Source organism: Bacillus sp. C28GYM-DRY-1, assembly GCF_030519405.1.
Classification (GTDB): Bacteria; Bacillota; Bacilli; order Bacillales; family Bacillaceae; genus Bacillus; species Bacillus spizizenii_A.
In genome coordinates, this window is the sequence record NZ_JAUMKF010000010.1 from 68572 (window position 1) to 93023 (window position 24452).

Here is a 24452-nt window from a genome sequence, read left to right on the forward strand (position 1 = left end):
ATAATTATTGAAGTCTGCCTCTAGCCTCAATGTCTACTTCGTCTACAACTTCTCCATTAGAGACTAGATAGGCTTTTTCATGTAAATTAACAACCGGACAAATGTGATTAGGAATAATTTGAACCTTATCTCCTATATTCACTTGGTTTCTAAAGTCTGCATTGTAAATAATAGCATGTTCGTCGAATACTCCATGAATGTAAACGCCCTCGTATTCTTTGATACGACCAAGCCCTTTGGTTGCTGTAAGCCCTTCACTTCGTGTTTGGGCGGTAATTCCCTTTGCCCCTACATCTGTAATGACTCGTTCTTTTGTTGGTTTACTAATCACCGTTGTGAGTACAGAAGCTGCACAGCGATCATACGTACCAATTACATTTGCCTGTGAGGCATCCATAAAAATGTAAGTACCAGGTCTAATTTCTGTAACTCCTTCTGGAATATCAAACTTAAACATGAAGGGAGGGGTAGAGCCAATACTTATTACTTTCGGCTTAAGGTTCATTTCTTCCGCTATTCGAGCAAAATGTAATGTTCCTTCTACACTCTCTCTATAAAGCTCTTTACAATGTTCTATACTTTTCGCTTTATAAGAATGCCCGTCATGTGAGAAGATTCCTTTAAGCTCGACATTTTTACACGTTTTGATTAATTCTAATAAAGTACGAAAATCATGTTCTTCAATAATCCCAGAGCGTTGTTCTCCTACTTCAATTTCCACTAACACCTGGGCTTTCTTTGCGGCTCCTTCAAATACTTCTTCAATCTCATGCACTTGATACACACTGTCAATACCAAAGGAGATATCAATTGTTTCAGATAGTTTTTTAATACGTTCAATCTTTGATTTCCCAACAATCTCATTTGCAATAAAAATATCCTTCAAACCATTTATGGCCATTATTTCAGCTTCTCCTACTTTCGCCACAGCGATTCCTATAGCTCCCATTTCCTCTTGTAGTTTAGCTAATTTAGGCATTTTATGTGTTTTTGTATGAGGTCGTAAGTTTACTTTCTGTTCATTAGCGTAATTTTGCATATACTTCATATTGCCTTGCATCACGTCTTTATCGATTAAAAGAGCTGGTGTATCTAATTCTATATAATTCATTGTACCTCCTCCTTTATCGCTGCAATGGCTTCAACTTCAACCAGACATCCGGCATATAAATGATTTGATGGAACAACTACTCTTGCCGGTTTATGATTGCCGAAGAAATGAGCATAAACCTCATTGATATCCGGCCAATACTTTACATCTGGGGTATAAAGTCTGCATAATATCACATCTTCCTTGGCTAATCCCCGTTCCTTGAGGACAAACTCCATATTTGCCAATGCCTGTTTTGCTTCTTCTTTTATGCCCCCAGCTGGAATTTTTCCCGTTTCCGGATTCATCGACAACTGCCCTGAAATATAGAGAACATCATTGTGTTCCATAGCTGGCACGTAATGGCCCCCATCCCGTGTTGAATACTTAGTGTGTACAGGCTTCAATATAATCTCCCCCTATTATTCTTAATATTTAAAGCTAGCCTCATCAATCTTCTGTCCAGCAGCCAGCAAAACAGCGAGTTTGATCCTTGCTTTCTTACTGTCATAGCTGCCGCCTAGTATAACTCCGGCATCTGCATATGTTGAAGCACTTCCTTTGAATCCATATACTCCCTTGACTTCACCTTCGTCAGCACTTGTTGTCAGAACGACAGGAATCCCTTTCTCTACGGCTTTCTTTGCACTTTCTAATATTGCTGGAGCCGTATGCCCTCTTCCCGGCGCCTCAATAATGATTCCTGCACTTCCGCACTTAACTGCATAATCTATAAACTTTCCGTCTGAACCAAGTGAACACTTAATAAGTTCTACATTTGGCAATGGTTGAATTAGTTGATACGTCTCACGCTTGATTAATCTTTGATGAATTGCGATCTCATCTTGATCAGCCGTTCCCAAATAACCGAATCCCGGAGAGAAAAAACCATCGACATTTGACGCATGCTGTTTTTTCACATATCGAGCAGCAAAGACCCTCTCATTAAACAACACTGTTACACCTAAGCCTCGCGCATCAGGATGTGCCGCTAATAAGAAAGCTTGTCTTAGGTTCACAAATGCATCTGTACCTTCAAGTGTCGGTCCTCTTTGTGACCCCGTTAACACTACCGGCCTTTCATCAGAAATAACCAGATCAAGGAAATACGAAGTCTCTTCAAGGGTATCTGTTCCATGCGATATCACAATTCCGGCAACATCCTCATTCCGGAAGAAACTCTCTATATTTTGCTTCAGAATGTCAAGGTGATGAAAAGTCATATGACTGCTTGACATTTGAAAGACTGACTTGATTTCAATCTCTATATGAGAAGGCAGTCGACACATTTCAGAAAGCTCTTCACCTGTCATAGCACCTGCTTCTAATAAACCTGTTTCAGGATCAGGCTTACTTGCAATTGTACCGCCGGTACTCAGTAAAATGATTTTCTTGTTTTCCATGATAACTCCCCCATTTTCATATTAAATGTTTCTCTCTTCGTTCCTAATTAGATTTAATCCCAGCCCCGCATAATGGAATCACGATTTTTTCATCAGAAGAATGATCGTATTTTAAATATCCTGCATAGTTAGCTGCTGTTGTTGGCTCAACATAAAAGCCTTTACTTGCTAATGCTGTACGAGCTATTAGAATCTCTTCCTCATTGGTTGTAATGATTTGACCTTTTGTGGCACGGATGGCTTCTAATATTTGAGCTGATCTTGCCGGTTTGGCAATCGAGATGCCCTCTGCAAGTGTTCCCCTGTTTTCGACGGGTTGAGCAACTTGTTGATTGTTGATAAATGCCTTTGCTAACGGCGCACAATTCTCTGCCTGTATCGCAACCAGTCTTGGCATTTTGTCTATACATTTGTTCTCTAGTAATTCTTTAAATCCATAGTAAACCCCAAGTAATAACGTACCATTGCCAACTGGAATAATAAGCGTATCCGGCGCTCCATTCATTTGTTCCCAAATCTCAAAGGCATACGTTTTTGTTCCTTCATAGAAATATGGATTAAAAACGTGACTTGCATAGAATTTTTTCTCTATATTCACAGCCTTTTGCGCTGCTTCGGCCACATCTTCTCTTGTGCCTTCAATTTCGCGAACGTTGGCCCCATGCGCTTTCACCTGCGCGATTTTCTTAGGTGATGTACCCTTCCCAAGAAATATGTCACATGCGATGTTAGCCCGCTTGGCGTAAGCTGCAATAGATGTCCCTGCATTTCCACTGCTGTCAGCTATCACATGCTTCACTCCCAGCTCCTTTGCCTTAGCTATTAATACAGCAGCACCGCGATCTTTAAAAGACAAAGTAGGCATCATATAGTCCACTTTCACAAGAGTGTTCGGCTCCCCGCTGTCTAACACGATTAAAGGTGTGTATCCCTCCCCCATAGTGATGCCGCTCCATATGGTGGAGTCGCGATCAAATGGCATAGCATCAATATATCTCCACATAGAAGGAATATCTTTGAGCACTTTTGAATCGGACCATTCTACTTTTTCTTTTACAAGGTCTAACACTCCGCCACACTGGCATTTCCACACCTGTTCAGACACATTGTATTTCGTACGGCAAGAATGACATTGATACTGTTCCATTATTTTTAGACCCTCCTATTATATATTTTTTTATATTTTATATATTTTTTTATATGTTTTAGACAAAAAAATATATTACAGACTGGCGATTGCTTCAATTTCAACCTGAAAACCGTAATGCAGCTCGTTCGTCGAAACAACTGACCGTGCTGGGCGATAATCGTGAAAAAAACCCTGACAGACATTGTCAACACGGTCTAACAAATTGATATCGTGAAGATATAAGGTTATCTTTAAAATTTTTCCTTTATGACTGCCGGCTTTTTTTAAGATATACTCTATATTTGACAATACCTGCAAAGTCTCTTCTTCAATGGTGCCAAATTTCTTTTCCTGCGTGATTGGATCAATGGCAAATTGCCCTGATACATAGACCGTGTTTTGATGAATCACAGCTAAGGCATAATGACCGTTCGATTTTAAATTCCCTGCCTCAAAAATACTCTCCACTCTACTCACTCCTATTGTCTTTTTTTCACTTCATCCAAATAACTATAGACAGTTACCTTTGAAATACCTAATTGTTCTGCCACTTTATCAACCGCACCTTTCATGAGGAATATCCCCTTTTCATCCATAAATCTAATCAGCTCGATTTTTTCCGGGCGTTTCATCAGAGAATGTTTGCGGTTCGCTACAATTTGTTCAATTAACTGATTCGTGATCTCTTCTACATTCTGAATAGAAGCTTCCTGTTCCACCGTATTTGGAGCTTGTATTTGATTGTTCTTTTCAGTGCCAGGTATAAATGCATCTAGTACTTCTTTCATTTGAATCATGACATTCATATCATAGTTGATGCAAAATGCCCCAATCACCTGCTGGTGGCCATCTCTAATGAGGGTAGTCGATGATTTTATTGTTCTCCGATCATCTGTTTGGATTTCATATCCTGCTAAGTAATCACCTTTAAATTCGTTGGATAAAAGAACCTTTCTCACTAAGTGATCAAAGGATTGGCCAACCTCTCTTCCCGTCACATGATTGTTCATTGTAAAAATGACGGAAGACTGCGGTGTTGTCAAATCATGAATAACGACTTCACAATTTGGCCCAAACATTTCCCCTATCGTTTTTGCAAATGGTATATAACTTTTTAATATCTGTTTTGCTTCAGTCAAACCCTAAACACCTAACTTTCACTTTTCCTTTAATCGATTTTATTATATATTTTTTTATATGAAAATGAAAGAAAAATATATTTTTTTATATAATTAGATTAACCCTTCTTCTTTCCCCAGTAAATAATCTCGGTTATTAAAATTGTTGTGCCAATGTCATTGGTGTCCTGGCATGAACTCCAAAAGAGGTTTAATAACTCCAACAACAAAAAAGATACCAATATGCTTTGGTATCTTCATCTAAATCGAGTCCCTCAATAAAGTGGATCAGTTACAAAAGCCTGTATATTTATTTGAATCATTTTTTACTCAATACGGGGATAATATGGGCACTGTTTTTAATCCGTCCAATTAAAAAAATGAAGGTTCTTCCCCTTCCCATTAGTCCCAAACTTGATCTCCTGCAATTTTAAAACCAGCTTTTGAAGGTCTATCTTATCTACGAAGTGAGTTTTTTAATGAACTAATCTCCAAAACCACCTAATTCCCCATCGCACAGATTCTTCATGAGAACCAAAAAGTTATTGCGGTCTCACCGAAAATTTAAATTGCGGTGCCTTATTGCCTTTTTCTGCGAACGAAAACTTGTTAATATTTACATTACTAGTAGAGTTAAGGGAAGGGTGAATATCTTGATATCAATCACATCAGCTGAAGTGGGAATGAAGATTAATGAATGGCATAGGCATATTCAAAAATTCAACGTTACTGATGCTGAAATGTTAAAAGCTGAAATAGAACGTGATATAGAGGTTATGGAAGAAGATCAAGATTTGCTTATTTATTATCAATTGATGGCCTTTCGCCATAAAATTATGTTAGAATACACGCTGCCAACTGATGAAAACCGAATGGAACTTTCAGAATATTTAAAGAAAATAGAAGGGCATAAGAAAAAACTAGATAATATGCGCGCTTATTATTATAACTTCTTCCGCGGGATGTATGAGTTTAGAAACGGTGAATACACAAAGGCCATTACATATTACAAAAAAGCTGAACGCAAAATTCCAACGATCTCTGACAAGATTGAAAAAGCTGAGTTTTATTTTAAGTTATCCGAAGTCTATTATCATATGAAAATGACTCATATCTCAATGCACTACGCTGAACTTTCATACAATATCTATAAGAAACACGAGCTTTATTCTGTTCGGCGTATTCAATGTCATTTTGTGATTGCCGGCAACTACGATGACCTTGAAAATCATGAAAAAGCTCTCCCCCACCTTCAAGAAGCTTTAAAAGGTGCCGAGCTGCTTAAAAGTAAAAATACTCACATCTATGCCACTGCGTTTTTCAATCTCGGCAATTGCTATCACAAAATGGACAACTTAAATAAGGCTGCTCGTTACATCGAACAAGCCTTGGTTCAATACAGAAAAATTAACTCTGACGTACTTCCGCAAGCTTATCATGACCTAGCATTAATTTATTTTAAACAAGGCAAAAAAGAACAAGCAATGGATTGCTTCCGCAAAGGAATAAGAAGTGCTGTAGATTTTAAAGACGAACTTTTTATGAACTTATTTGAAGCATTAGACGTTCTTTATATAAGAAATGGCGATACACCTAAACTCCTCAACATTTTTTCTCGTTTAGAGAACGGCAAAGGATACCCTTATCTGGAAGAGCTGGCATTGTTAGGAGGCAACCTTTTCGATTATAATGGAAAAATAGAGGATAGTATCATCTGTTTCAAGAAGATGGTATATGCTCAAAAGCAAATTTCGAAAGGGGAATGCATGTATGAAATCTAAATTGTTTATCAGTTTATCCGCCGTTTTAATTGGACTTGCCTTTTTTGGATCTATGTCTAATGGCGAAATGAAGGAAGCATCCCGGAATGTAACTCTCGCACCTACTCATGAATTCCTTGTTTGATTCGATAAACAACATTAGTTCTGATTCCCTTTAGCCGTTTCATAACGGCTTTTTCTTATTTCTAAGAAAGATAAACGAATCTTATTCACCTACGCATTGTTTATACTGAAGTCGCATCTGTATGCGACTTCTTGATTTGAACTACGCATTATATAAACTCAGATTCTCTTTACGATCTTTCCCTGGAGCCTTGCCAAACATCTTTCTATACTCTCTATTAAAATAAGAGGGACTTTCATAGCCAACTTGAAAAGCAGCGTCAGCAACCCTCATATCTTTTCCGATAATCAACCGCCTTGCTTCATGAAGACGTAAAGCTCTCTGGTATTGGATCGGGGTCATGGTTGTAACTTGTTTAAAATGATGATATAAAGCTGATGGGCTAAGGTTTACTTTTTTAGCTAGTCCATCTATCTTTATTTCTTGAGAAAAATTTTTTCTTAAATAATCCAGAGCAGCAACCACTTCAGATAATTTACTCCCCTTGGCAACAAGGCTTTTTACTGTGTGACCATGCTTTCCCTGCATAATGCGGTATAGAATTTCCTTAATGATTAAAGGTGCAAGTATTTCTGTATCTTCAGGAGTATGCAACAGCTTTACGAGTCGGATAAGTGCATCCAAAATGGCCTCGTCTGTCTGCTCTACAAATATTCCTCGCCCTGCAGCATTATGATTAGTGCTATGTTGCTTATACTCTTTTGAGACCTCTGCAATTTGCATTAAGTTAAAATTCAAACGAAGACATAAATAAGGTTCCATCTCACTTGCTTTTAAAATTTCCCCGATAACAGGCATATCCACTGCAACGACTAAGTATTCCCCTTTTCCGTAAAAGAAGTCTTCTCCAATCGTTGAAATCACTTTTCTTCCTTGCAGAACAATACACAAAGCAGGTTCATGCATAATATGTACAGGCATCAGCGGCTTGGCAGATCGAATGAATTCCAACCCAGAGATTGACGTTACGTTCGTACCCTCCTTGGCTGCAAAAGATGACACAAGTTTTGTAAGCTCCTCTTCCTTTGATTGGAATTGCTCTTCTAGAGACATGAAATCCCTCCTTTTATAATGCTTATCGACTTGGAGGATAAGGCAAGAATTAAAGAGATCCCGGCTACCACTCCATATTCACTTTACCTGATACTAATAAGTGAACAGGAAAGGAGTTGATGATGTATGAAAAAAAACACTCATTCTTATGCTGGACTTTGGGTTACCAAAGATCGGTATATCAGGCATGAGCTGCTGCCCGATGGACGCTACGTTGAAGCTCGCGGCAATGTCGAATACGCATATACAGGTAATTACCAAATAACAGGTGACCACATTGAATATCAAGATGATACAGGATTCATAGCTGATGGTGATTTTATAAACGATATTCTATATCACGCAGGGATGGTCCTGCATCGTGAAAGAAGCTTAGAATTCCTTAACGAAAATTACTAAAAAGAGGATGATACTAGGATGAGTATAAAGAATAAAGTTGTTCTTGTCACCGGCGGAAGCAGCGGTATTGGAGCAGCAACTGTTGATTTATTAGCTGAGAATGGAGCGACGGTAATAGCAGCAGCGCGCAGAACAGAAAAGTTAGAAACACTCGTATTCACACTTCTCCAAAAAGGATATAGTGCAGATTACAAGCAACTGGATGTCACAGACTTTGAACAAATGCAGCATACCGTCCAAGAAATTATAGAAGCATATGGAAAAATCGATGTCATCGTAAATAATGCGGGTGTAATGCCATTATCTAAATTAGAATCTCTGAAAATCGCTGAATGGAATCGTATGATCGATGTAAATATCCGTGGAGTCCTGCATGGTATTGGAGCAGTATTGCCTATAATGAAAGAGCAGAATAGCGGACATATCGTCAATATAGCTTCCATAGGCGCATATGAGGTTACCCCCACTGCAGCAGTTTATTGCGCAACCAAGTATGCCGTCCGTGCCATCACAGAAGGCTTACGACAGGAAACAACGAATAATATTCGAGCAACTGTAATTGCACCGGGCGTAACGGAGTCAGAACTAGCCGATCATATTACCGATAAACAGGCGAGTGAAGCTATGATCGAATACCGAAGACAAGCGCTTCCTGCTTCTGCAATTGCACATGCAATTCTTTATGCAATCTCCCAGCCAGTAGAGATCGATGTAAGTGAATTAATTGTAAGACCTACTCTATCACTATAAAAAGAGTGTAATTATGTATTAGAAGTAGAATCATAAGAAGATTTAAGAAAAAACTAATATTGATACTAATGACAAACTAGTTAAGTGGGGCCGAGAAATTGAACTCGGCCTTTTAAGTTAGAGCATTATGGTATTGGAATACACTGTGTTCAATTAATTAAGAGGGCGGTATGGTAACTGCAGCGAGTATGGCGGAAGAGTACCATTCATAACCTCCCTTTTGTGTTTTGATCGATTATAGCATATGCAAATGGTAAAACGGATTTACAGGACCCCCTCCTTATTCCTTATTATGTATTTTGATATTTTCAAAAGTGTTTGAACAGCAAAAAAACCTTAAACTTTTTCTTTGGTATCCTTGATACGATCAATCAAGTTAATTTTAAGTTCGTTTCTTCTTTCTTCCATGGTAATATTTTGTTATATGATTAAATTGAAAGGATATGATCATGAAAGTATTTGAAGCCAAAACACTTATGTTTGAAGCTACAGACCGCGCCAAAGAATATAAAGAACTAAGGACGCAAATGGTCAACTTGAGAAAGGCTTTACAAAGCGTCGCTGAACTGGACGACAGCGAATTCTCAGGTAAAGGCGCTAATAACATTAAAGCATTCTATCACGATCATGTTGGTGTGACTGATCAATGGATCGATTACATTGACATGAAAATTGCATTCTTTAACAGCATTGCTGGAGCTATCGAGGATAAAGGTCTCTCTGACGCGTACGTGGAAGAATCTTTTTTAGAACATGAACTGGCTAACGCCCATCAAAAATCAAAATCCATCATGTCTGAACAGAAAAAAGCCATGAAAGATATCCTAAACGATATCGACGACATCCTCCCGCTCGACTTGTTTTCAACAGAAACCTTCAAAGATGAGCTTGCAGATGCCAACGATAAACGCAAAAAAACAATTGAAAAACTAGGTAATCTTGACGAAGATTTACTGACAGAATATGCCCTGTCAGAACCTAATGAACAATTCATCAAGTCAGATTTCCAAAAGCTCCAAGAAGCAACGGGCAAAGGCAAAAACGCTACGCCCATCCACTACAACGCCAAGGCGTACCGTGAGAGTGACATACATAAGAAAAAAGGCGATATTGAGAAGCGAACGGAAGCTTATTTGACGATTAAGAAGAAAGAAGAAAAAGAACGGGAAATCAAAGAATTACAGAAAAAGCTCAATACGTTGGTTGATGATCCTGACGAGTATCTAAAAGTTGCTAAAGAGATTGGATACGACAACCTCACCACTGAACAACAGGAGTATGTTAAATCCCTCGAGTTTTGGGATAATCCTCTTCGAGCGACCAAGGATATTTTGAAAGAACAGATTGACGGTGTATATGAAGGTTTATTAGCCGGTATAGATGATACAGAGAAGACGGTTAAAGAATATTTAGCCCCTATAGATGCAGCGGGTAAAAAATATCTAGGTCCAGTATATGAATACTATAAAGGCAAACAAATGGCATATTATGATTTTTCGAAGGAAACTGGTGAAGGACTTTTAGGAATTGCAAAATTCGGGATCGATCTCGGTTTAGATCCAAAAGGGACGATAAAGTCCGTTTTTGAATTCGACTATAAAAAAGCCTGGGATTCTACTTGGGATGAGGTAAAAGAAAGCTGGGACAAAAACTTTGTACACGGAGATATGTATTCACAATCACACTACACCACATATTTCACTTTAAATGTAGCCAGCTTATTCATATCAGGTGGCGGTGGCGCTGTTACAAAGAGTGGATCCGTCGTTTCAAAGGTCGGGAGAATCGCAGAGAAAGGAACCAGCAAGTCGGGTAAAAAAGGATTAAACAGCGCCGGAAATGTTGGTAAGTCTGCATCAAAAAAAGTAATAAAAGACACCAAAGATTTTGGGGAACTTCTAAAAAGAGGTTTAGAGTCAATACCAAATCCTTTTGCTAAAGAACTTCTGTTAGCTAGTGATGTTCCTATAAATGTGCTAAACTTACAAAAATCTGGACAAGATACAATTCAACAAATTAAAAAGTCTTTTGATGTTGATCATGGTTCTAAGGGGAATGCTAATAGTAGTAAGATAACCAGTGAAGCTAAATCCGTATCGAATATGAAAGAATTTTTTAATGATGGATTTGGAAAGACTATAAAAAACAATGTTACAAAAACAAAAAATCAATTCCAAGGCCAATCAATCTATGAAGTTAATAAAAAATTGGATAATCCGTATCTGAAAAAAGGCGATAGATTTTATTTAGATAATTTGCACAAGGATCATTTAGAAGTTTTCGATAAAAGAGGAAATTTAAGAGTAGTGTTGAATTTGGATGGAACATTGAACGAAGTTAAGACTAAGAATGCCATTGGAAGAAAATTAAAATAGGTGGTTAAGATAGATGAAAAATATTGATAAAATCTTTAGTGCTTTAAAAGAATTAAATGAAAAATATAATAGTACATTAATTTCAACAGAAGAACTTTTAGAGGAAGAGGAAAATATTAAAGAACTTCCGCAAATAGATGAAAGAATGAATAAAATTTTAGCTAATTTAAGTCAAATTGAAGATAAAGAAAAACTAACTTCTGAATTACTACAGTTACATTTAGTAATAGGTGATATAGAATGGCAGTTTGACCAAATACATGAGATGGTTAGACAGGTAATCGAAAATATTGAGGATTAATATTATAAAAAAGGCCTCTTGAAAAGAGAGCCTTTTTTATTTCATTAACGCTTCAATTTTCTCTCTAGTCTTAGGTCCATAAATTCCATCAGCAGAAAGGCCATGCATTAACTGGAATCGTCTAACTGCATCTGCTGTTTTCGGACCATAAAAGCCGTCTATGCCGTTATTTTTCGCTCCTTTATCCGGGTAGAAATAAAGAGCCGCTAGAGCTTTCTGAATCTGAGTTACCTTTTCCCCTCTCATCATTGGGCTCTTCACTTTGAAAATACCGGGCGGGAGCTGGTAGGACGATTTTTTACTGTTTGAGCTTGTTGTTTTCTTTTTGGCTGTGCTTGTTTTACTTGTGCTTGTTTTCCCACCTAGCGCCTTCAATTCTTTTTCAATGGCAGCCTTAACCTCGTCCCATCTTCTTTCTGACAAAATACGGTGTGGGCAATACTTCCCGTTCCAGTCTTGATGCTTACGGACACGATCAATGCCCCAACCGCGTTCTTTAAGCAGCTGCGCCACAAACTTAATAGCAAGCTTTTCCGCTGCCTTATATCGTGCCCCTCCTGACTTGCTATAACAAATTTCGACACCAATCGACTTACGATTCCCTGTACCGTTTGTTCCATCTCCTGTGTGCCAAGCGTTACGATTCGTTGGAATCCCTTGAATGACTTGTTTATCGTCTACTGCAAAGTGAAAACTCGTTGAGCTAGAGTTATTCTTCATGTAAGAAATCTCATTGGCTGCTGAAGCATCATTCGCAGTGTTATGGATAGTGATATACTCAGCTTTCATTGGGTTAGGACATTTCAATCCATATTTTGATCTAGAAACTAAATTCTTTACAACTTTGATGGCCATATATCCTCTCTCCTTCTGTCTGTGTAATAAAAAAAGCCACTGGCTTAGCCAGCAGCTCTGTCAGCGTTATTCTTACTCTGTTCTTTTTCGTTCTCCATTGTTTGTAATCGATCTGTTATTGTTGATGGGATTTTAACACCGATCTGAGCTAAGTTTTCAGTTATTGACAAGCCTTCATTAGCGATATAAAAAAGAACGGTACCAAAGGTTAGGACGCCGTTTAAATTGAGGACTGTATCAATAACATTTGCTAAAATGACCGCAAAGAAATTAAGTAGTTTGCGGACATATCCAAACCATGCGCTCCGGCTTCGCAGCTTTTTGAATTTCCATGCCTTGATTACTCCTGTTAAAACGTCAATTATGCTAAGTACTAGAAGTAAATCAAGGTACTTCACCCCTCCAAATAAATATACTCTTGCTAAATCTAATGTTTCAAAATTGATAAACAAACTTGTCTCCTCCATTTCTAATCACCTCCTCCGAGGCAAATAAAAAAGGACAGCCGGATCTTATGAGACGGCCGTCCCTCTAACTGAAAAGTTTCCATTTGTTAAAGCTGTAAGCTCCATAACAATTTCTTTAAAGCCAGTAATGTTAAAAGACCAAGCTTCTGATTTCCCTTTGGTGCTAGTGGCAAATGTTCCGTCATCTACTTTCTGCCCTCTAAGGGCTCTTTTTGTCCCCGATAAGGATTTACCCCAGAACTTCAATTCACTTGTCTCAGCCGTCCCATAAACCTCAATGAGTAACGTTTTGAATGATCCAACGGTGAATGGGTTACCCTCACCTATGGTTTCTGTTTTATCGTGAAAGACAATATCCATTGTTTTTGCTTGAGTGTCTAATGAGCTAAGGTTCAGGCCTTCAGTCTGAACTTTTAAACGACCATCATCAGTTAAGCCGCTTTTATCTAACTGGACTGAGAACGGAGCAACTGCTGTAATAGGAACAGCTTGGTTTATGTTTATATCCTCTTCACCTGCGCCCAGTGACTGGTACAGTAAAAATTCAGATTGCTGTAGGTTACCATTTGCGTATCTGAAACGGAAATAGCGTTTAGTTAAATGAATCCATTCAGTCTCGCCAAGTGTATTTGCTTTAACAACCAACGAAGAGACTGTAGTCCATGAATTCATATCGTTACTTTCTTCAATGAATAAGGTACCTTCACGATCAGAATAAGCGTGACCTTTTACTTTTGAAATTAAAACCTGACCTAATCGATCTTGCCCATATTGCGTGTATACTTCAGTGGCTTTTAAAACTGCGTTCGTCAGCAGCTCCGCATTACCGGAAATTGAAGCTACCGGCACAACAAAATCTCTGTTTCCTTCTCTGTATGGCTTGGCTGCCCCCGGCTTACCGGTTGCATCTGTTGGAAATTGAAAACTATATGATGCCATTAAAAATCCTCCTTGCTATTATTGATCTTTAGTGGTGAGGTCCGGGTATTACAACGTAACCACCCCCTTTTAGGCAAAATAAAAAAGCCTTAAACGGCTCCTCCAGTGATCTCTTTATACTGTTCAGCTGTAATGAGCTTTTTCTCTATCCCTTTTTGTAAATCCTCAGTCGAGCAATCTTGATAATGGATAGCCTTTTTCACCATTTCAGAAGAAGCCCAGTTATAATGCAAAGCCAGCACCCAATAATTCATGAATCTCTCCCTCCTTGTAGTGTAAGTAACTGCAACTTTATTTTTGAGAGCTCGCTTCCCAAAGTTTGGTTTAATTCTTCAAGCTGTTTACGAGCTAGCTTCTCCTGAGATAACTCTTGCGCGAGTAGCTCAATCTGATTGGGAGGTTCATAAGATGTCTTTTTCTGTGACTCCTCCCACCAGGCCTCTAATTCTTCTTGAGTCGGTAACGGCGCCCTGATATTCCACTTCTCAATGTATGAACCGTTCCCGTCATTCCGTAATTCAAAATCTTTTCTCGGTACTGCGTTAGGGTACTTGTACATAATCGCATCATACAAAATCATAAATGCACCTCCTAAAATCTCGGATAATTTCTTCCACCCATTTCAGTGATATCAAAATAGTTATACCATCCCCAGTTGTCAGTAATGTAACGTTGAACATCCCCGTCATATCCAACATAGAGATAAATCTCTATATAATCGCCTGCATTAGCCGGAACAGTGGCTGCTCCATATACTCCTACATTGAAATCTGTGGTATCAGACGGGCTAGCAGGACTATTTCTATAATGTGCTATGTTCTTATAAATCGTTCCGTTTAAGTAAATCTCTAATTCATAGTTGGCATATCTCTGAACGTTTTCAATATATACACCGGCATTGACTAGAAACATTCCGCTGTTTGGACAGATAAACCGGCAATTATTAATGTCAAAGGCATTATGACTGTCCTTTATCTTTCGATTAAAACGAATTTTTTGCTTTTCTCCTTTGATAAGAAGTTGCTTGCCTGTTGTTCCAATATTGGCATGAGCGAACCCCGATATCTTTTGCCAAGATGTCCAGCCTGAACCACTCCACCAGTGTCTAATCCAAACTCCTGTACTGTCGTAGTAAGTCCTAGACTCATTTCCTGTTCCATAAAAATATTGCGTAAATCGGTAATTATTATATTTTTCATTTTTGACAATGCCATAACCCAAGGGGTAGCCTGTAGTATTTTCCTGACCAATGTCCATTAATGTCAGTCCTAACGGATATTCTTCCCCTCCTGTTCTTGCATCTTGAATAGCATAGTCTCCAGTAATTAATGTTAGATTATTATTTTTGTAGTTGGTATCCACGTAATGTTTTGCATCCAATAAAGCCTTATCAGCTTTTTCCTGAGCTCCGGCAGTTGTTTCTTTTGCATTCCAATTCTCCCGCTCTACTGGTGTTATGTGCCGTTGTAAATCATTACGATGCTCTTCAAATTCTTTTTTCGAAGCTTGCTGTACATTATCAACGTTCCCTAGTCCGATTTGCGCCTTTGTTGTATTGTGAGGGTTGTTCATGTCATTTTTATGTACAGCTACATCTTTATGCGCGTCTTGAATACCTTTCTCCCAACGGTTCACATCATCTTCATTAATCGGATCGTCCGGGAGCCAATCTGTTTTTGCATCATAAGCCATTGTTACACCACCTCAAAAGTAATCCTAAAATCTAGCGTTCTGTTACTACTGACGTCTAAATCTGTTGTTCTTTCAGTAATTACGTTGTTTTGTTCATCAAGGATCTGCACACTCTTAATATGCTTTATATCTTCCTCTCGTTGAGTAAGCACCTTGACAACGGCACCCTGAATGGTGAGTTCCACAATTTTTGTTTCATTTCCATTCAGCAGCACCTTCGATATTCTACTTTTCAAATCTGCAGCTGTTCGCTCTCTATAAAGCTGTGTAATCATACAAGGACCACCTCGTTATTATTGAGCGTGACGGAATAACCTACCTTTAGCTCACTTGCTTTTCGATACCTTCTGTTATTCAAAATGACAGTATCTTTTATCTTGAGTGGCTCATTCACAGCAGCTCGCAAGGTATATGCCAAATGGGCTGGCTTCATATTCTCCAATGTTTCTATGAGCTCACTCATATGCTGCATATCATCTATATCAATATCAACATTAAAACGGTACTGTCCTTGAAGCAGCCTGACCTGAGCAGACGGATTTTTCAGGAACCGATTTAATGCCTGTTCAATAGCCTTATATGTTGCCGGCGGTATATTGGACATTTTAGAGATTAGGCGCAATCGGCGGATCTCATCGGTGTCACCTGATTCCCGCGGTACGTTCAAAATCTTTTCCCATCGTTCAAGCCCCCAGGTTGCCGTAGTAACAAACAGCTGATCTGTCAGATCAAAGATGCTGTTATTTTGCTTCTCAAATTCCGGAGCTTCCGCTTTAAGAAGTTCAGCCATTTCCTTTAACTTGGTAAGGAACGGCGGCAGGCAAGCAGTCATTTCATCGAGTTTGCTCAATGATGTTCACCTGCCCCAATTTAGGAATTTCGACGGCACTCAGAACCAAATTTTCGGCCACGCCGTTGATTTTAATGTCTGCGTAATCACTTACTGAAGGTGAATTGTAGACGATATTATTAATCTGCGATAAACGGATGACGTTATCTTCAAAGGCAATCTTTTTAAAAAGATTTAAAACACCTGATTCAATTTCTTGCTTTACCTGATCGATAGAGCTATTGACCTCGGGAAGTACCTCGGCTGAAATCTCAACCTCTTTCCATACCGCACTCTCCACTGTGACAAAGGCACCTATTGGCGCTTGTCCCTCACCTTGTCCGGGTTCAGGATCAATATAGTTTTTCACCTTTGATATTAAAATATCGGAAGCAGGTTCCAAGTTAGCATTGGTCACGACAATTTTGACTGTGCCGTCCCCGTTCCAAAGCGGAAAGATCTTTGCCTTCCCTACTCCGTCTACTTCCTCAGCCCATTGTTTATAGTGTGCTTTATTGGCACTGACAGCTTCCCGACGCACGCGGGTAAAATATCTAGCTCTTAAACTGTCATCATCCTCCTCTTCTCGTCCAGGGATTAAAATCTCTTTCACAATCGCTTTTTGGAGTCCTGGTATAGTATCTAGTGACAATAGATTCTGGCCGGATATATTTGCGTTCCCCGCTTCTCCGGCTGTTTCACATTCCAGTGTCCCATCAGCTGTGTATTGAAAATAAAGATTATCAACATAAAAGCGAGACCCTACAGGAATGGTCACGCCTTCAGTAAACTCCCCTGCCCTGACTGCATTTGTGGCAGCAGTCCGCTCAATGCCTGCTTCAGTAGCTCGTCGGTCTAAAAATTCCCCTTGTGCTGTGTCCGAGAAGACAAGTTCCAGCACCGTATCAAGCCAAATATAAGACTTGGCCAATTCTGCGGCTGCAGGAGCTAAGGCATTATAAATCACGCTGCCTTCCCTTGTATCAATGTCCGCTGAAATTCTGTTCAGCATTCGGTCCATGATTTCTTCAAAGGTTTGATCTTCAAACATCCTCACCAAGCACCTCCTCGATCTCCAATGTTCCCTCGTCCGTTTCGACTGTAAAGGAAACATGGAACGAATCACCTTGTTTTTCTATTTCAAAATCTGACACAGAGGAAACACGATCGTCATAGATCAGTGCTTCCTCTATCAGCCGCGGGATCTCCATTTTCTTATATGCGTCTGTTGTTTCATTATCTGCTAGGACGTCTTGAAGCTCATTTCCAATGTCATGGCTGAAAACAGAATAGGCGTATCGCTCAGTATGAAGGGATAAATATACAAACTGCTTGATCGCTTCAAGGCCTGTGATCATTTCATTTGTGATACGGCCATTTTCAAAATCTATTTTGTAGGTTTGCGAGGTCTCTATGACTTCGCTGTCATCTTCAATATCATCAAATTCAATTTCTGGCGAAAGGGCCAACCCAGGCACCTCCTATATTTTGTCGAGAATAAAAAATGATTGTCCGCCTTTTAAGGAGACAACCATCACATTCTCACCCATCTTTAGTTCTTCATCTCCTCCAGCTCGCAGCCGCTTAGGAATAATAATCAAATCAGACGGAATAATTAGCTTTTCATTTTCATTGAGCTTAATTTCAACAGGAGAAACAGAAACCACTTCAGCCGGCAGAATATCCACCGGCGACTCTGAACCAACGGCACCGACAGCCAAATGCTTGATTGCTTCACTTAGTCTCATGAGGAAACACCATCAGGAATAGAGTTTTTCTCCACAACATCAATGGTCATCGTGTGCGTGGATCCTTTAAATTCATGTTTGTCTGTATCGATCCAATATGTCTTCTTAACCCCGACTTCAGGAATTGAGATATAGACGGGCAATCCGCTCTGAAGATCCGGAATACCAACCGCTTGAATACTTTTGAGTTCTTTTTTGACGCCTTTCTTCTGTGCCTGTTTAACTTTCGCACGCTGCTGAAGCTGTGCTTGGTTAATGTTATCTGATACTGTTTCAACATACTGAAGCACGCCGTATTTGCTGATACCCGTGTTGTCACTTGCGGTAGCCGTATAAGTTTTATTGTCTTTCTGACGCCGCAGCTTTACTCTTGTGGCTGTGTCATTAATGGAAGTGCTGTATTGATAACCAGTAATGTTCACACCCGAGTCTAGCACCCATACTTCTGACGGATCAGGCCAAGCGCGAAGGCCGAGCTTCCCCTTCGCCGAATATAATTGATAATTCCTTCCGGTTTGGCTCTTCGTTTGTTTCAAGGCTTTCAGAATCATGTCATAAAGGCTCGTATCATCTTTAAACACTAATGATTTAATGGTGTAACCTGTATTTGCAATGGATGTCGTTGGAATTTGAAAATCTCTTGCCAGGCGCTTAATAATCTCGTCTGCACGCTTATTGGAGAACACATAAACATCTTTGTTCTTAACCAGATATTGCAGCATGTCATAAGCCGTAAAGGTCAGCCCATGTTCTTCCGGATTGCGAGAAAACACAATACCTCGAAACAGCTCTTTCCCTTTCCACTTAAACAGAACCGTATCTCCTTCTGATACGCTGTAATATGAATGGGTTCCTTGTTTCGTTATGATCTTTGCTGTGATCGATCGGGGTGCCTGATACCGTTGTCCCTCAAGAGAAACACTTTCAGTTACCAGCTCAAGCCATTCCGTTTCTTTAATGACGAAAAGTTCTATCATGTCATCACCTGCTTACTGCGGTATCTTTAATTTTTGCCCAGGAAAGATCCAGTGTCCTGGCTGTCTGATATTCCGTTTGCTTCGTTTGATCATAGCCTTTTTATTGACGTTCCAGATCTTGCGCCATTTTGTGCTGTCTCCATAAAATTTGCCGGCAAGGTCCCACAGTGTATCGCCTTTCTTAACGGTGTACGTTTTAGGAGCTGATTTAGATGGCCGTTTCTTCTTCGTCTTTTTCTTCTGCTTGATCTTCCGCGGCGAAGCAGTTTTGTATTCCTTCAGCTTTATTTCATAATCACGATCACCTATATCTTTTTGGCCCTCGCTATAAGAAAAAACCTCGATACTGCAAGTTAAATTAATTTTCGTTCCAGTAATTAAGAATTGAACCGGCTTTTTAGATTTCACCCATTTCTCGATCTTTGCAATAGCATTTTCAGGAGAAGGAAATCCTTTATACTCAGCAAGCGGGCTATGTTTCTTTGGAAAAAAAGAAGAGAACGAAATTTCTTTCGCTCCCGGTTTATCAATAAAAGTGATCTCCCCAAAACTAGCCACTTTTACTGATTCATTTTGAATTGTGTTGGATATATCAATTTGTTCAGGAAGGACCGGAAGCCGCAGCTTGTCCTTCCCTTGTGAGATCCAGAATTCATATATGGATTTAGTCAAAAGCAACGACTCCCTTCGTTCCAATGTTGATATCCTGTTCAAGCTCATCGACAAGGGCCTGCTTAATCTTAGCTACAAGACTGTTCATGTCTTGGTCATTGTGAAAATGCTGATCGCCATTAAACTGAATAATGACCTCTTTGCCGCCTGCAGCTGTAAACGTTGTTTGATTACGACCCGTTGTGGCAGCTGTTACCTGACCGGAAGATAATTCAGTTTGCCCGTTTTTAGATGGGTCTGTTACTTCCATTCCGAGTGCCTTAGCTGCTTGTGCTAACAGATAACGTCCACGGATACCTCGCTCCTCTGGAATGATCCATTCCCGTTTGTTTCCTTCACCGACACGTGCAATCTGCTCTTTGGTAATAAGTCCTCCGTTAGCGTAGCCAACATATGGACCTCCGTGCCTCATGCTTCTAATGCCTGGTACATTATTAATAGATCCATATCTGCTTTTGATATAGCCAATCGCAGCAGCAGCGTTGTGAATCGGGTTAAGAATGTTATTCATGCCCGGCAATTTGTGTGCGTTGAAGGTACTTGGGATTGTCTGCATGAGTCCCTGAGATGGATGCCCTGCTTTCGCATTACTATCCCATAAGTTGATTGCCTTCGGATTACCCCCTGACTCATGCTGAGCAATTGTCATTAGCCCTGGAAGCCAGCTCATTGGTGTCTTTGTGGCCATGATAGCGGCCATAAGCCATTGCTTCACATTTCCGCTTACTGCCCCCATTCCGGAATAAGCAGCAGCTAGTGAACCTGCTTGTTTTTCAGCAAACTTTTTCACATCAACTGAATCCAGACCTTTTACAATACCAATAGAGGCAAAACGACCGAGACTCATCATGACACGGGAAGGTGAATGAATATCAAGCTCTTCACGAAATGCCTTCTCAACTTTTTTCGCCAGTTCCTTGGCAGCTTCATGGACTTCACTTGCCTTAGAAGTCATGCCAGAAACAAAATTACCGACCATACCGCTTCCCCAGCCGTTTGATGATTCTTTAGAGCGGATAAACGGCTTGTTAATATGAGTGCTGACGTATTGATCAGTACCAGTTTGTGAACTATTTTGTCCTGAAGCAAAACCTTTGACCGTTCCACTTCCCCATGAAGAGGATTTATTTACGGTGTTCTGGAATGGTGTTTTAACCTTCGTCTGCAAGAAGCCATCTGTACCGGTTGAAGTACTGTTTTGACCTTTAGCATAACCATTGACCATTTGCTTTCCGTAATTCGGAGAATAAGAGATTAAATTGTTCATTGGCTGTCCAACGTTTTTCTGTTTCCATGCTTCCATAGAAACAACATTATCTCTAATTCCTTGATCAAAACTCTTCGTGAACTGTTGACCAAATGATGTTGCTTGTTCATCAAGACTGGATGTGTCAATAATAGGAGATACAGAAGCAGTCACCGCCGCACTACGGACTAGCGGGGAAGTTGCTGGTTCACCTCCTGCAGATGAAGCAGATGCTATATCATCAACAACACTCATCCCTAATTTCGAAGCAGCTTGAGAAAGGAGCATTTTGCCGCGACCTTTATTATTCTCAACAGGAATAACAAACTCTTTACCTGCTTCACCAATCCAAGATATTGTTGGCTTCGTAATGTAACCACCAGTAGCATGTTTCTTTGGCTTTTCTTTTCCGGTACCAAATAAATAATTTACGCCACTCTTCACATATCCCCACGCTTTACCAGCAGTTTTTTTCGCACTTGAAGCTACTTTCCCACCGACTTCTTTTACTCCGCCCAAAATACTGCTTCCCAATTCCTTTACACTTTGCCACTTTTCAGACCACCACTTCTTACTAAAAAGGATTTCTGAGATGGAACTCTTAACACTTTTCCATATTGATTTAGCATTGTCCCATTTATTTTTGGACCAGCTTTTTACACTTTCCCATTTTCCTGACCACCATTTCTCGCTAAATAAAGTGGACTTCAGCTTTCCTTTAACTGATTGCCAAACAGAAGACGCGCTGTCCCATTTACTTTGAGCCCAACTTTTTACGCCTTCCCATTTTCCTGACCACCACTTCTCACTGAATAAAGTGGATTTTATTTTTCCCTTTACGGACTCCCAAACAGATGATGCACTATTCCATTTGTCCTGTGCCCAGGTTTTAACGCCAGACCACTTCTCAGACCACCATTCATTATTAAATAAAGTAGACTTCACCTTTTCTTTTACATTAGACCATGTATCACTTAACCCATTGAGAGAAGTCTTCGCATTACTCTTAATGCCGGACCATTTTTCAGACCACCATTTTTGATCAAATAATGTACTGTCTAGTTTCTTTTTTACTTCTGAACCATCAAACGCCTTACCTAAACTTGAGCCGCCCATGGTGCCTGCTATACCGCCAACTAATCCACCAATAGCTGTTCCCACTCCTGGAATAACACTGCCAATAGCTGCTCCTGTAGCCGCTCCAGCAAGGCCACCGCCAGCTGATCCAATTTTTTCACCAACATTGTCTTTATTCATTCCAATTAAATCGGTTACCGCTAACGCTGTTCCTAATAGAGGAACTCCCTTTGTAAACTTACCAACACTTTTCAGAGGACTTAAAACTTTCCCGAACTTCGATGTACTGCCTGCACCTCTACCAGCTGAGTATAGCTCCGTTCTAGTTGTGGTTATTGCTGATCTTGATCCTCTGGTTGGATTAGTACCCACAGTTCTACTGGAACGCCTTCTCTCCATTTGTCCAGATGACACAGTAATTGATCTGTCAGAAGGGTTCATTCGGGTTGAATTACCACGTCGACCTAAAACTCTTTTCCCTCGTCTTCCACGAATGCGATCATTTTTACCTCCATCGCTACAACAGCAACATGTTAAGCTGCCGCTTCGAGGTAAACTCGTTGGACTTGTGGCAGTTTTGGATTCTCTGCTCCTTGTGCTGGCATTACGATTACTGTTTCTGTTCCTCCTTTCACTTCGCGTGTTAGCGGCAGATTCAGGAGTACGTTTTGGAATTAGCTTTCGGATTACGCCTGCTGCATCACTTCCGACAGTACCTATGCCTTTTAACAGCGGACGTAGTATTTTCAAATAACCGATCAATCCAATTAAAGAGGGGATCACAACTTTAATCGCTGTTTTCAAATCATCCCAATGGTTGACGCTCCACTCAATGGCTACGTTTAACTTATCACCTATCTCCTCACCAAGATCAGCAATATCTTTTTTGATCTCTTTAAGTTTTTCCTGACCTTCTTTACTGTTAATGAATGAGCTAATTTTATCAAAGGCCGGCCCTAATCCAGTTAGCAGAGATGTTCCCATATCCTTAGATATGCTTTCAAAATCTCTCATGGCATCATTAACCGGTGTCATCGGGTTATTATCCCGAAGTTTCGTAAAGCTGCGTTCCAATTCACCGCTTGTTTTGGCACTTGTACCAATACCCTCAGCCATATCTAAAATCGGTTGCTTGAGGTCTTCATATTGTGTTCCAATAAGCTCAGTCGCAATAGCAGCCCGCTTTGTCTTGTCTTTTACTTTAGAAAGGGCTTTTGCCACCCTAAATAAACTTTCTTCACCGCTTATTGAACCATCTTTGAAGCCCTTGAACATTTTCTTAGTTTCCTTGGCTCCGAACAGCGTTTTAAATGCGTCCACTTGGCTATCAGACATTTCGGTTCGGCGGATGTTAAACTCACGCATACTATCGGCTAGGTTATCGAAGTTTCTGGCGCCACCCTTTGTTCCTTTTATCATGGCGTTTGCAATTTGGCCGCCTGTGAGCTTCAAGTCTTTAAAGGTGGAACTGTATTCATTCATCGTGTCCAATAAATCGTCAGCTTGGTCACCGGCATTCCGATATACATATGCAATTAAGTCTCCGCTTTGTTTCCCGGACAATTTCAAGTTGTTATACATTGAACTGAAAGCACGATCTACCTCTGCCTGATCAGCATTCATAAGCTGGGCAATCTTACTTGACGACTCAGTCAATTCGGCCAGAGCTTTTTTAGACGCCCCTGTCTGTTGCGATAAGTTTCTTAGAGATAAACTGACTTCTTCCCGAGAACTGCCCGCTTTATTGTTGAAATAGATCTGATCCGTCATTCTTGCAACATCTTTTTTATTAACGTTTGAAGTTGCTGACACATAAGCATCCTGAGACATTGTACTTTTACCAGAACCCATAATTGTACCTGCAGAAAAACCACCTGCAACTGCCAGAGTAATGGTAGCATCTTTCAAGTTGTCTATTTTCGATTCAATTGCGTCCAGAGCTGCTGAAGCTCTATCCTTAATAGAAACAGTTGGCTCTGCATGTTCGCTATCTACATCGGACACATGACGACGGATCTCATCTAATTGGTTTGAAGCATGATCACGAACCGAAACAGTTGGCTCAGCGTGCGAGCGATTCAAATCAGAGAGACCTCCACGGATTAAACGAAAACGTGGTGTAGCTTGATCATTTACGGAAACTGTCATCTCATGGCTGCCCTCGGTAAGATCCTCTGCTTGCTGGCGTATAGAATGTAAGCCATTCGAAACTCGATCATCTAAATCCACTTCAAGCGATCGAGCCTGTCCGGTCAAACGGTTGGCCGATCGGTCAATCCGCCGCATAACTCTCTCAGTCCGGTCTTCAGCCTCAAAAATTAGAGGGCCATTAGCGGTCCTCTTAAGTCTTTCAGCATTGCCTTGTATCATTCGAAGCTTGCGGGAAATCTTATCATGTAATTCAAACGTGGCTGTTAGTTTAGCCAT

At 40.1% G+C, this 24452-nt stretch carries 27 protein-coding genes; 6 read left to right on the top strand and 21 right to left on the bottom strand.

Features of this window, described 5'->3' with window-relative positions; translation table 11 throughout:
• Positions 1-4: 4 nt before the first annotated feature.
• The 6 genes from Q3W56_RS11510 to Q3W56_RS11535 form a co-directional block, all read right to left on the bottom strand.
• The gene (locus Q3W56_RS11510) at positions 5-1111 is read right to left on the bottom strand and encodes a D-TA family PLP-dependent enzyme (RefSeq protein ID WP_302895561.1); all 1107 of its coding nucleotides are present in this window, start codon (positions 1109-1111) and stop codon (positions 5-7) included.
• Positions 1108-1497, bottom strand: a complete 390-nt coding sequence (locus tag Q3W56_RS11515; protein WP_041521011.1) for a RidA family protein — start codon at positions 1495-1497, stop codon at positions 1108-1110. The genes Q3W56_RS11510 and Q3W56_RS11515 overlap by 4 nt, the downstream gene beginning before the upstream one ends.
• Positions 1498-1518: 21 nt before the next feature.
• Positions 1519-2493, bottom strand: a complete 975-nt coding sequence (locus tag Q3W56_RS11520) for an asparaginase (protein WP_302895562.1) — start codon at positions 2491-2493, stop codon at positions 1519-1521.
• A 43-nt stretch (positions 2494-2536) separates the two neighbouring features.
• Positions 2537-3640, bottom strand: a complete 1104-nt coding sequence (locus Q3W56_RS11525) for a threonine synthase (RefSeq protein ID WP_302895563.1) — start codon at positions 3638-3640, stop codon at positions 2537-2539.
• A 75-nt stretch (positions 3641-3715) separates the two neighbouring features.
• Positions 3716-4090 (bottom strand): RidA family protein, encoded by a 375-nt coding sequence (locus Q3W56_RS11530; RefSeq protein ID WP_072182062.1) that lies wholly within the window; start codon positions 4088-4090, stop codon positions 3716-3718.
• An 11-nt stretch (positions 4091-4101) separates the two neighbouring features.
• On the bottom strand, positions 4102-4761 hold the full coding sequence (locus Q3W56_RS11535) for a helix-turn-helix transcriptional regulator (RefSeq protein WP_172850659.1): 660 nt from the start codon (positions 4759-4761) through the stop codon (positions 4102-4104).
• A gap of 632 nt (positions 4762-5393) precedes the next feature.
• Between Q3W56_RS11535 and rapE the strand changes: the two genes are divergently transcribed.
• On the top strand, positions 5394-6521 hold the full coding sequence (gene rapE / locus Q3W56_RS11540; RefSeq protein ID WP_019715061.1) for a response regulator aspartate phosphatase RapE: 1128 nt from the start codon (positions 5394-5396) through the stop codon (positions 6519-6521).
• The gene (gene phrE / locus Q3W56_RS11545; RefSeq protein WP_014114495.1) at positions 6511-6645 is read left to right on the top strand and encodes a phosphatase RapE inhibitor PhrE; all 135 of its coding nucleotides are present in this window, start codon (positions 6511-6513) and stop codon (positions 6643-6645) included. The genes rapE and phrE overlap by 11 nt, the downstream gene beginning before the upstream one ends.
• Before the next feature lie 141 nt (positions 6646-6786).
• Here phrE and Q3W56_RS11550 read toward each other — a convergent pair whose 3' ends face one another.
• Positions 6787-7698 carry an AraC family transcriptional regulator gene (locus Q3W56_RS11550; protein ID WP_302895564.1) on the bottom strand — a complete coding sequence of 304 codons (912 nt, stop codon included), beginning with the start codon at positions 7696-7698 and terminating at the stop codon, positions 6787-6789.
• A gap of 126 nt (positions 7699-7824) precedes the next feature.
• Between Q3W56_RS11550 and Q3W56_RS11555 the strand changes: the two genes are divergently transcribed.
• The 4 genes from Q3W56_RS11555 (at position 7825) to Q3W56_RS11570 (ending at position 11523) form a co-directional block, all read left to right on the top strand.
• Positions 7825-8097 carry an Atu4866 domain-containing protein gene (locus Q3W56_RS11555; RefSeq protein ID WP_302895565.1) on the top strand — a complete coding sequence of 91 codons (273 nt, stop codon included), beginning with the start codon at positions 7825-7827 and terminating at the stop codon, positions 8095-8097.
• Between the two features lie 18 nt (positions 8098-8115).
• Positions 8116-8847 carry an SDR family oxidoreductase gene (locus Q3W56_RS11560; RefSeq protein WP_302895566.1) on the top strand — a complete coding sequence of 244 codons (732 nt, stop codon included), beginning with the start codon at positions 8116-8118 and terminating at the stop codon, positions 8845-8847.
• A 449-nt stretch (positions 8848-9296) separates the two neighbouring features.
• Positions 9297-11222 carry a T7SS effector LXG polymorphic toxin gene (locus tag Q3W56_RS21020; RefSeq protein ID WP_368045773.1) on the top strand — a complete coding sequence of 642 codons (1926 nt, stop codon included), beginning with the start codon at positions 9297-9299 and terminating at the stop codon, positions 11220-11222.
• A 13-nt stretch (positions 11223-11235) separates the two neighbouring features.
• Entirely contained in the window at positions 11236-11523 is a 288-nt protein-coding gene (locus tag Q3W56_RS11570) for a hypothetical protein (RefSeq protein ID WP_014664698.1), read from the top strand.
• Positions 11524-11559: 36 nt separating this feature from the next.
• On the opposite strand, the gene Q3W56_RS11575 is transcribed toward Q3W56_RS11570, so the two are convergent.
• From Q3W56_RS11575 to Q3W56_RS11640, 14 genes are all read right to left on the bottom strand, one after another.
• The gene (locus Q3W56_RS11575) at positions 11560-12378 is read right to left on the bottom strand and encodes a peptidoglycan recognition protein family protein (RefSeq protein WP_302895567.1); all 819 of its coding nucleotides are present in this window, start codon (positions 12376-12378) and stop codon (positions 11560-11562) included.
• 44 nt (positions 12379-12422) lie between these two features.
• Complete coding sequence (locus Q3W56_RS11580; protein WP_208561518.1) at positions 12423-12845, bottom strand: phage holin family protein; 423 nt, start codon at positions 12843-12845, stop codon at positions 12423-12425.
• Between the two features lie 45 nt (positions 12846-12890).
• Positions 12891-13784, bottom strand: a complete 894-nt coding sequence (gene xepA / locus Q3W56_RS11585) for a phage-like element PBSX protein XepA (RefSeq protein ID WP_208561517.1) — start codon at positions 13782-13784, stop codon at positions 12891-12893.
• An 89-nt stretch (positions 13785-13873) separates the two neighbouring features.
• Positions 13874-14038 (bottom strand): XkdX family protein, encoded by a 165-nt coding sequence (locus tag Q3W56_RS11590; protein ID WP_100739446.1) that lies wholly within the window; start codon positions 14036-14038, stop codon positions 13874-13876.
• A complete protein-coding gene (locus Q3W56_RS11595; protein WP_208561516.1) occupies positions 14035-14364 on the bottom strand; it encodes an XkdW family protein in 330 nt (109 codons plus the stop codon). Before Q3W56_RS11595 ends, Q3W56_RS11590 begins: the two co-directional genes overlap by 4 nt.
• Positions 14365-14375: 11 nt before the next feature.
• Positions 14376-15476: a hypothetical protein gene (locus tag Q3W56_RS11600; protein WP_302895568.1), complete on the bottom strand. Its 1101-nt coding sequence runs from the start codon at positions 15474-15476 to the stop codon at positions 14376-14378.
• Positions 15477-15478: 2 nt separating this feature from the next.
• Entirely contained in the window at positions 15479-15751 is a 273-nt protein-coding gene (locus Q3W56_RS11605) for a hypothetical protein (protein ID WP_208561514.1), read from the bottom strand.
• Positions 15748-16326 (bottom strand): putative phage tail protein, encoded by a 579-nt coding sequence (locus tag Q3W56_RS11610; RefSeq protein WP_208561513.1) that lies wholly within the window; start codon positions 16324-16326, stop codon positions 15748-15750. The genes Q3W56_RS11605 and Q3W56_RS11610 overlap by 4 nt, the downstream gene beginning before the upstream one ends.
• A complete protein-coding gene (locus Q3W56_RS11615; protein WP_208561522.1) occupies positions 16310-17356 on the bottom strand; it encodes a baseplate J/gp47 family protein in 1047 nt (348 codons plus the stop codon). The genes Q3W56_RS11610 and Q3W56_RS11615 overlap by 17 nt, the downstream gene beginning before the upstream one ends.
• The gene (locus tag Q3W56_RS11620; protein WP_044430388.1) at positions 17349-17774 is read right to left on the bottom strand and encodes a DUF2634 domain-containing protein; all 426 of its coding nucleotides are present in this window, start codon (positions 17772-17774) and stop codon (positions 17349-17351) included. Before Q3W56_RS11620 ends, Q3W56_RS11615 begins: the two co-directional genes overlap by 8 nt.
• Positions 17775-17786: 12 nt before the next feature.
• Positions 17787-18053 (bottom strand): DUF2577 family protein, encoded by a 267-nt coding sequence (locus tag Q3W56_RS11625; protein ID WP_095843431.1) that lies wholly within the window; start codon positions 18051-18053, stop codon positions 17787-17789.
• The gene (locus Q3W56_RS11630; RefSeq protein WP_302895570.1) at positions 18050-19030 is read right to left on the bottom strand and encodes an XkdQ/YqbQ family protein; all 981 of its coding nucleotides are present in this window, start codon (positions 19028-19030) and stop codon (positions 18050-18052) included. The genes Q3W56_RS11625 and Q3W56_RS11630 overlap by 4 nt, the downstream gene beginning before the upstream one ends.
• 12 nt (positions 19031-19042) lie before the next feature.
• Entirely contained in the window at positions 19043-19702 is a 660-nt protein-coding gene (locus Q3W56_RS11635; RefSeq protein ID WP_021480096.1) for a LysM peptidoglycan-binding domain-containing protein, read from the bottom strand.
• Positions 19695-24452: a phage tail tape measure protein gene (locus tag Q3W56_RS11640; protein ID WP_302895571.1), complete on the bottom strand. Its 4758-nt coding sequence runs from the start codon at positions 24450-24452 to the stop codon at positions 19695-19697. Before Q3W56_RS11640 ends, Q3W56_RS11635 begins: the two co-directional genes overlap by 8 nt.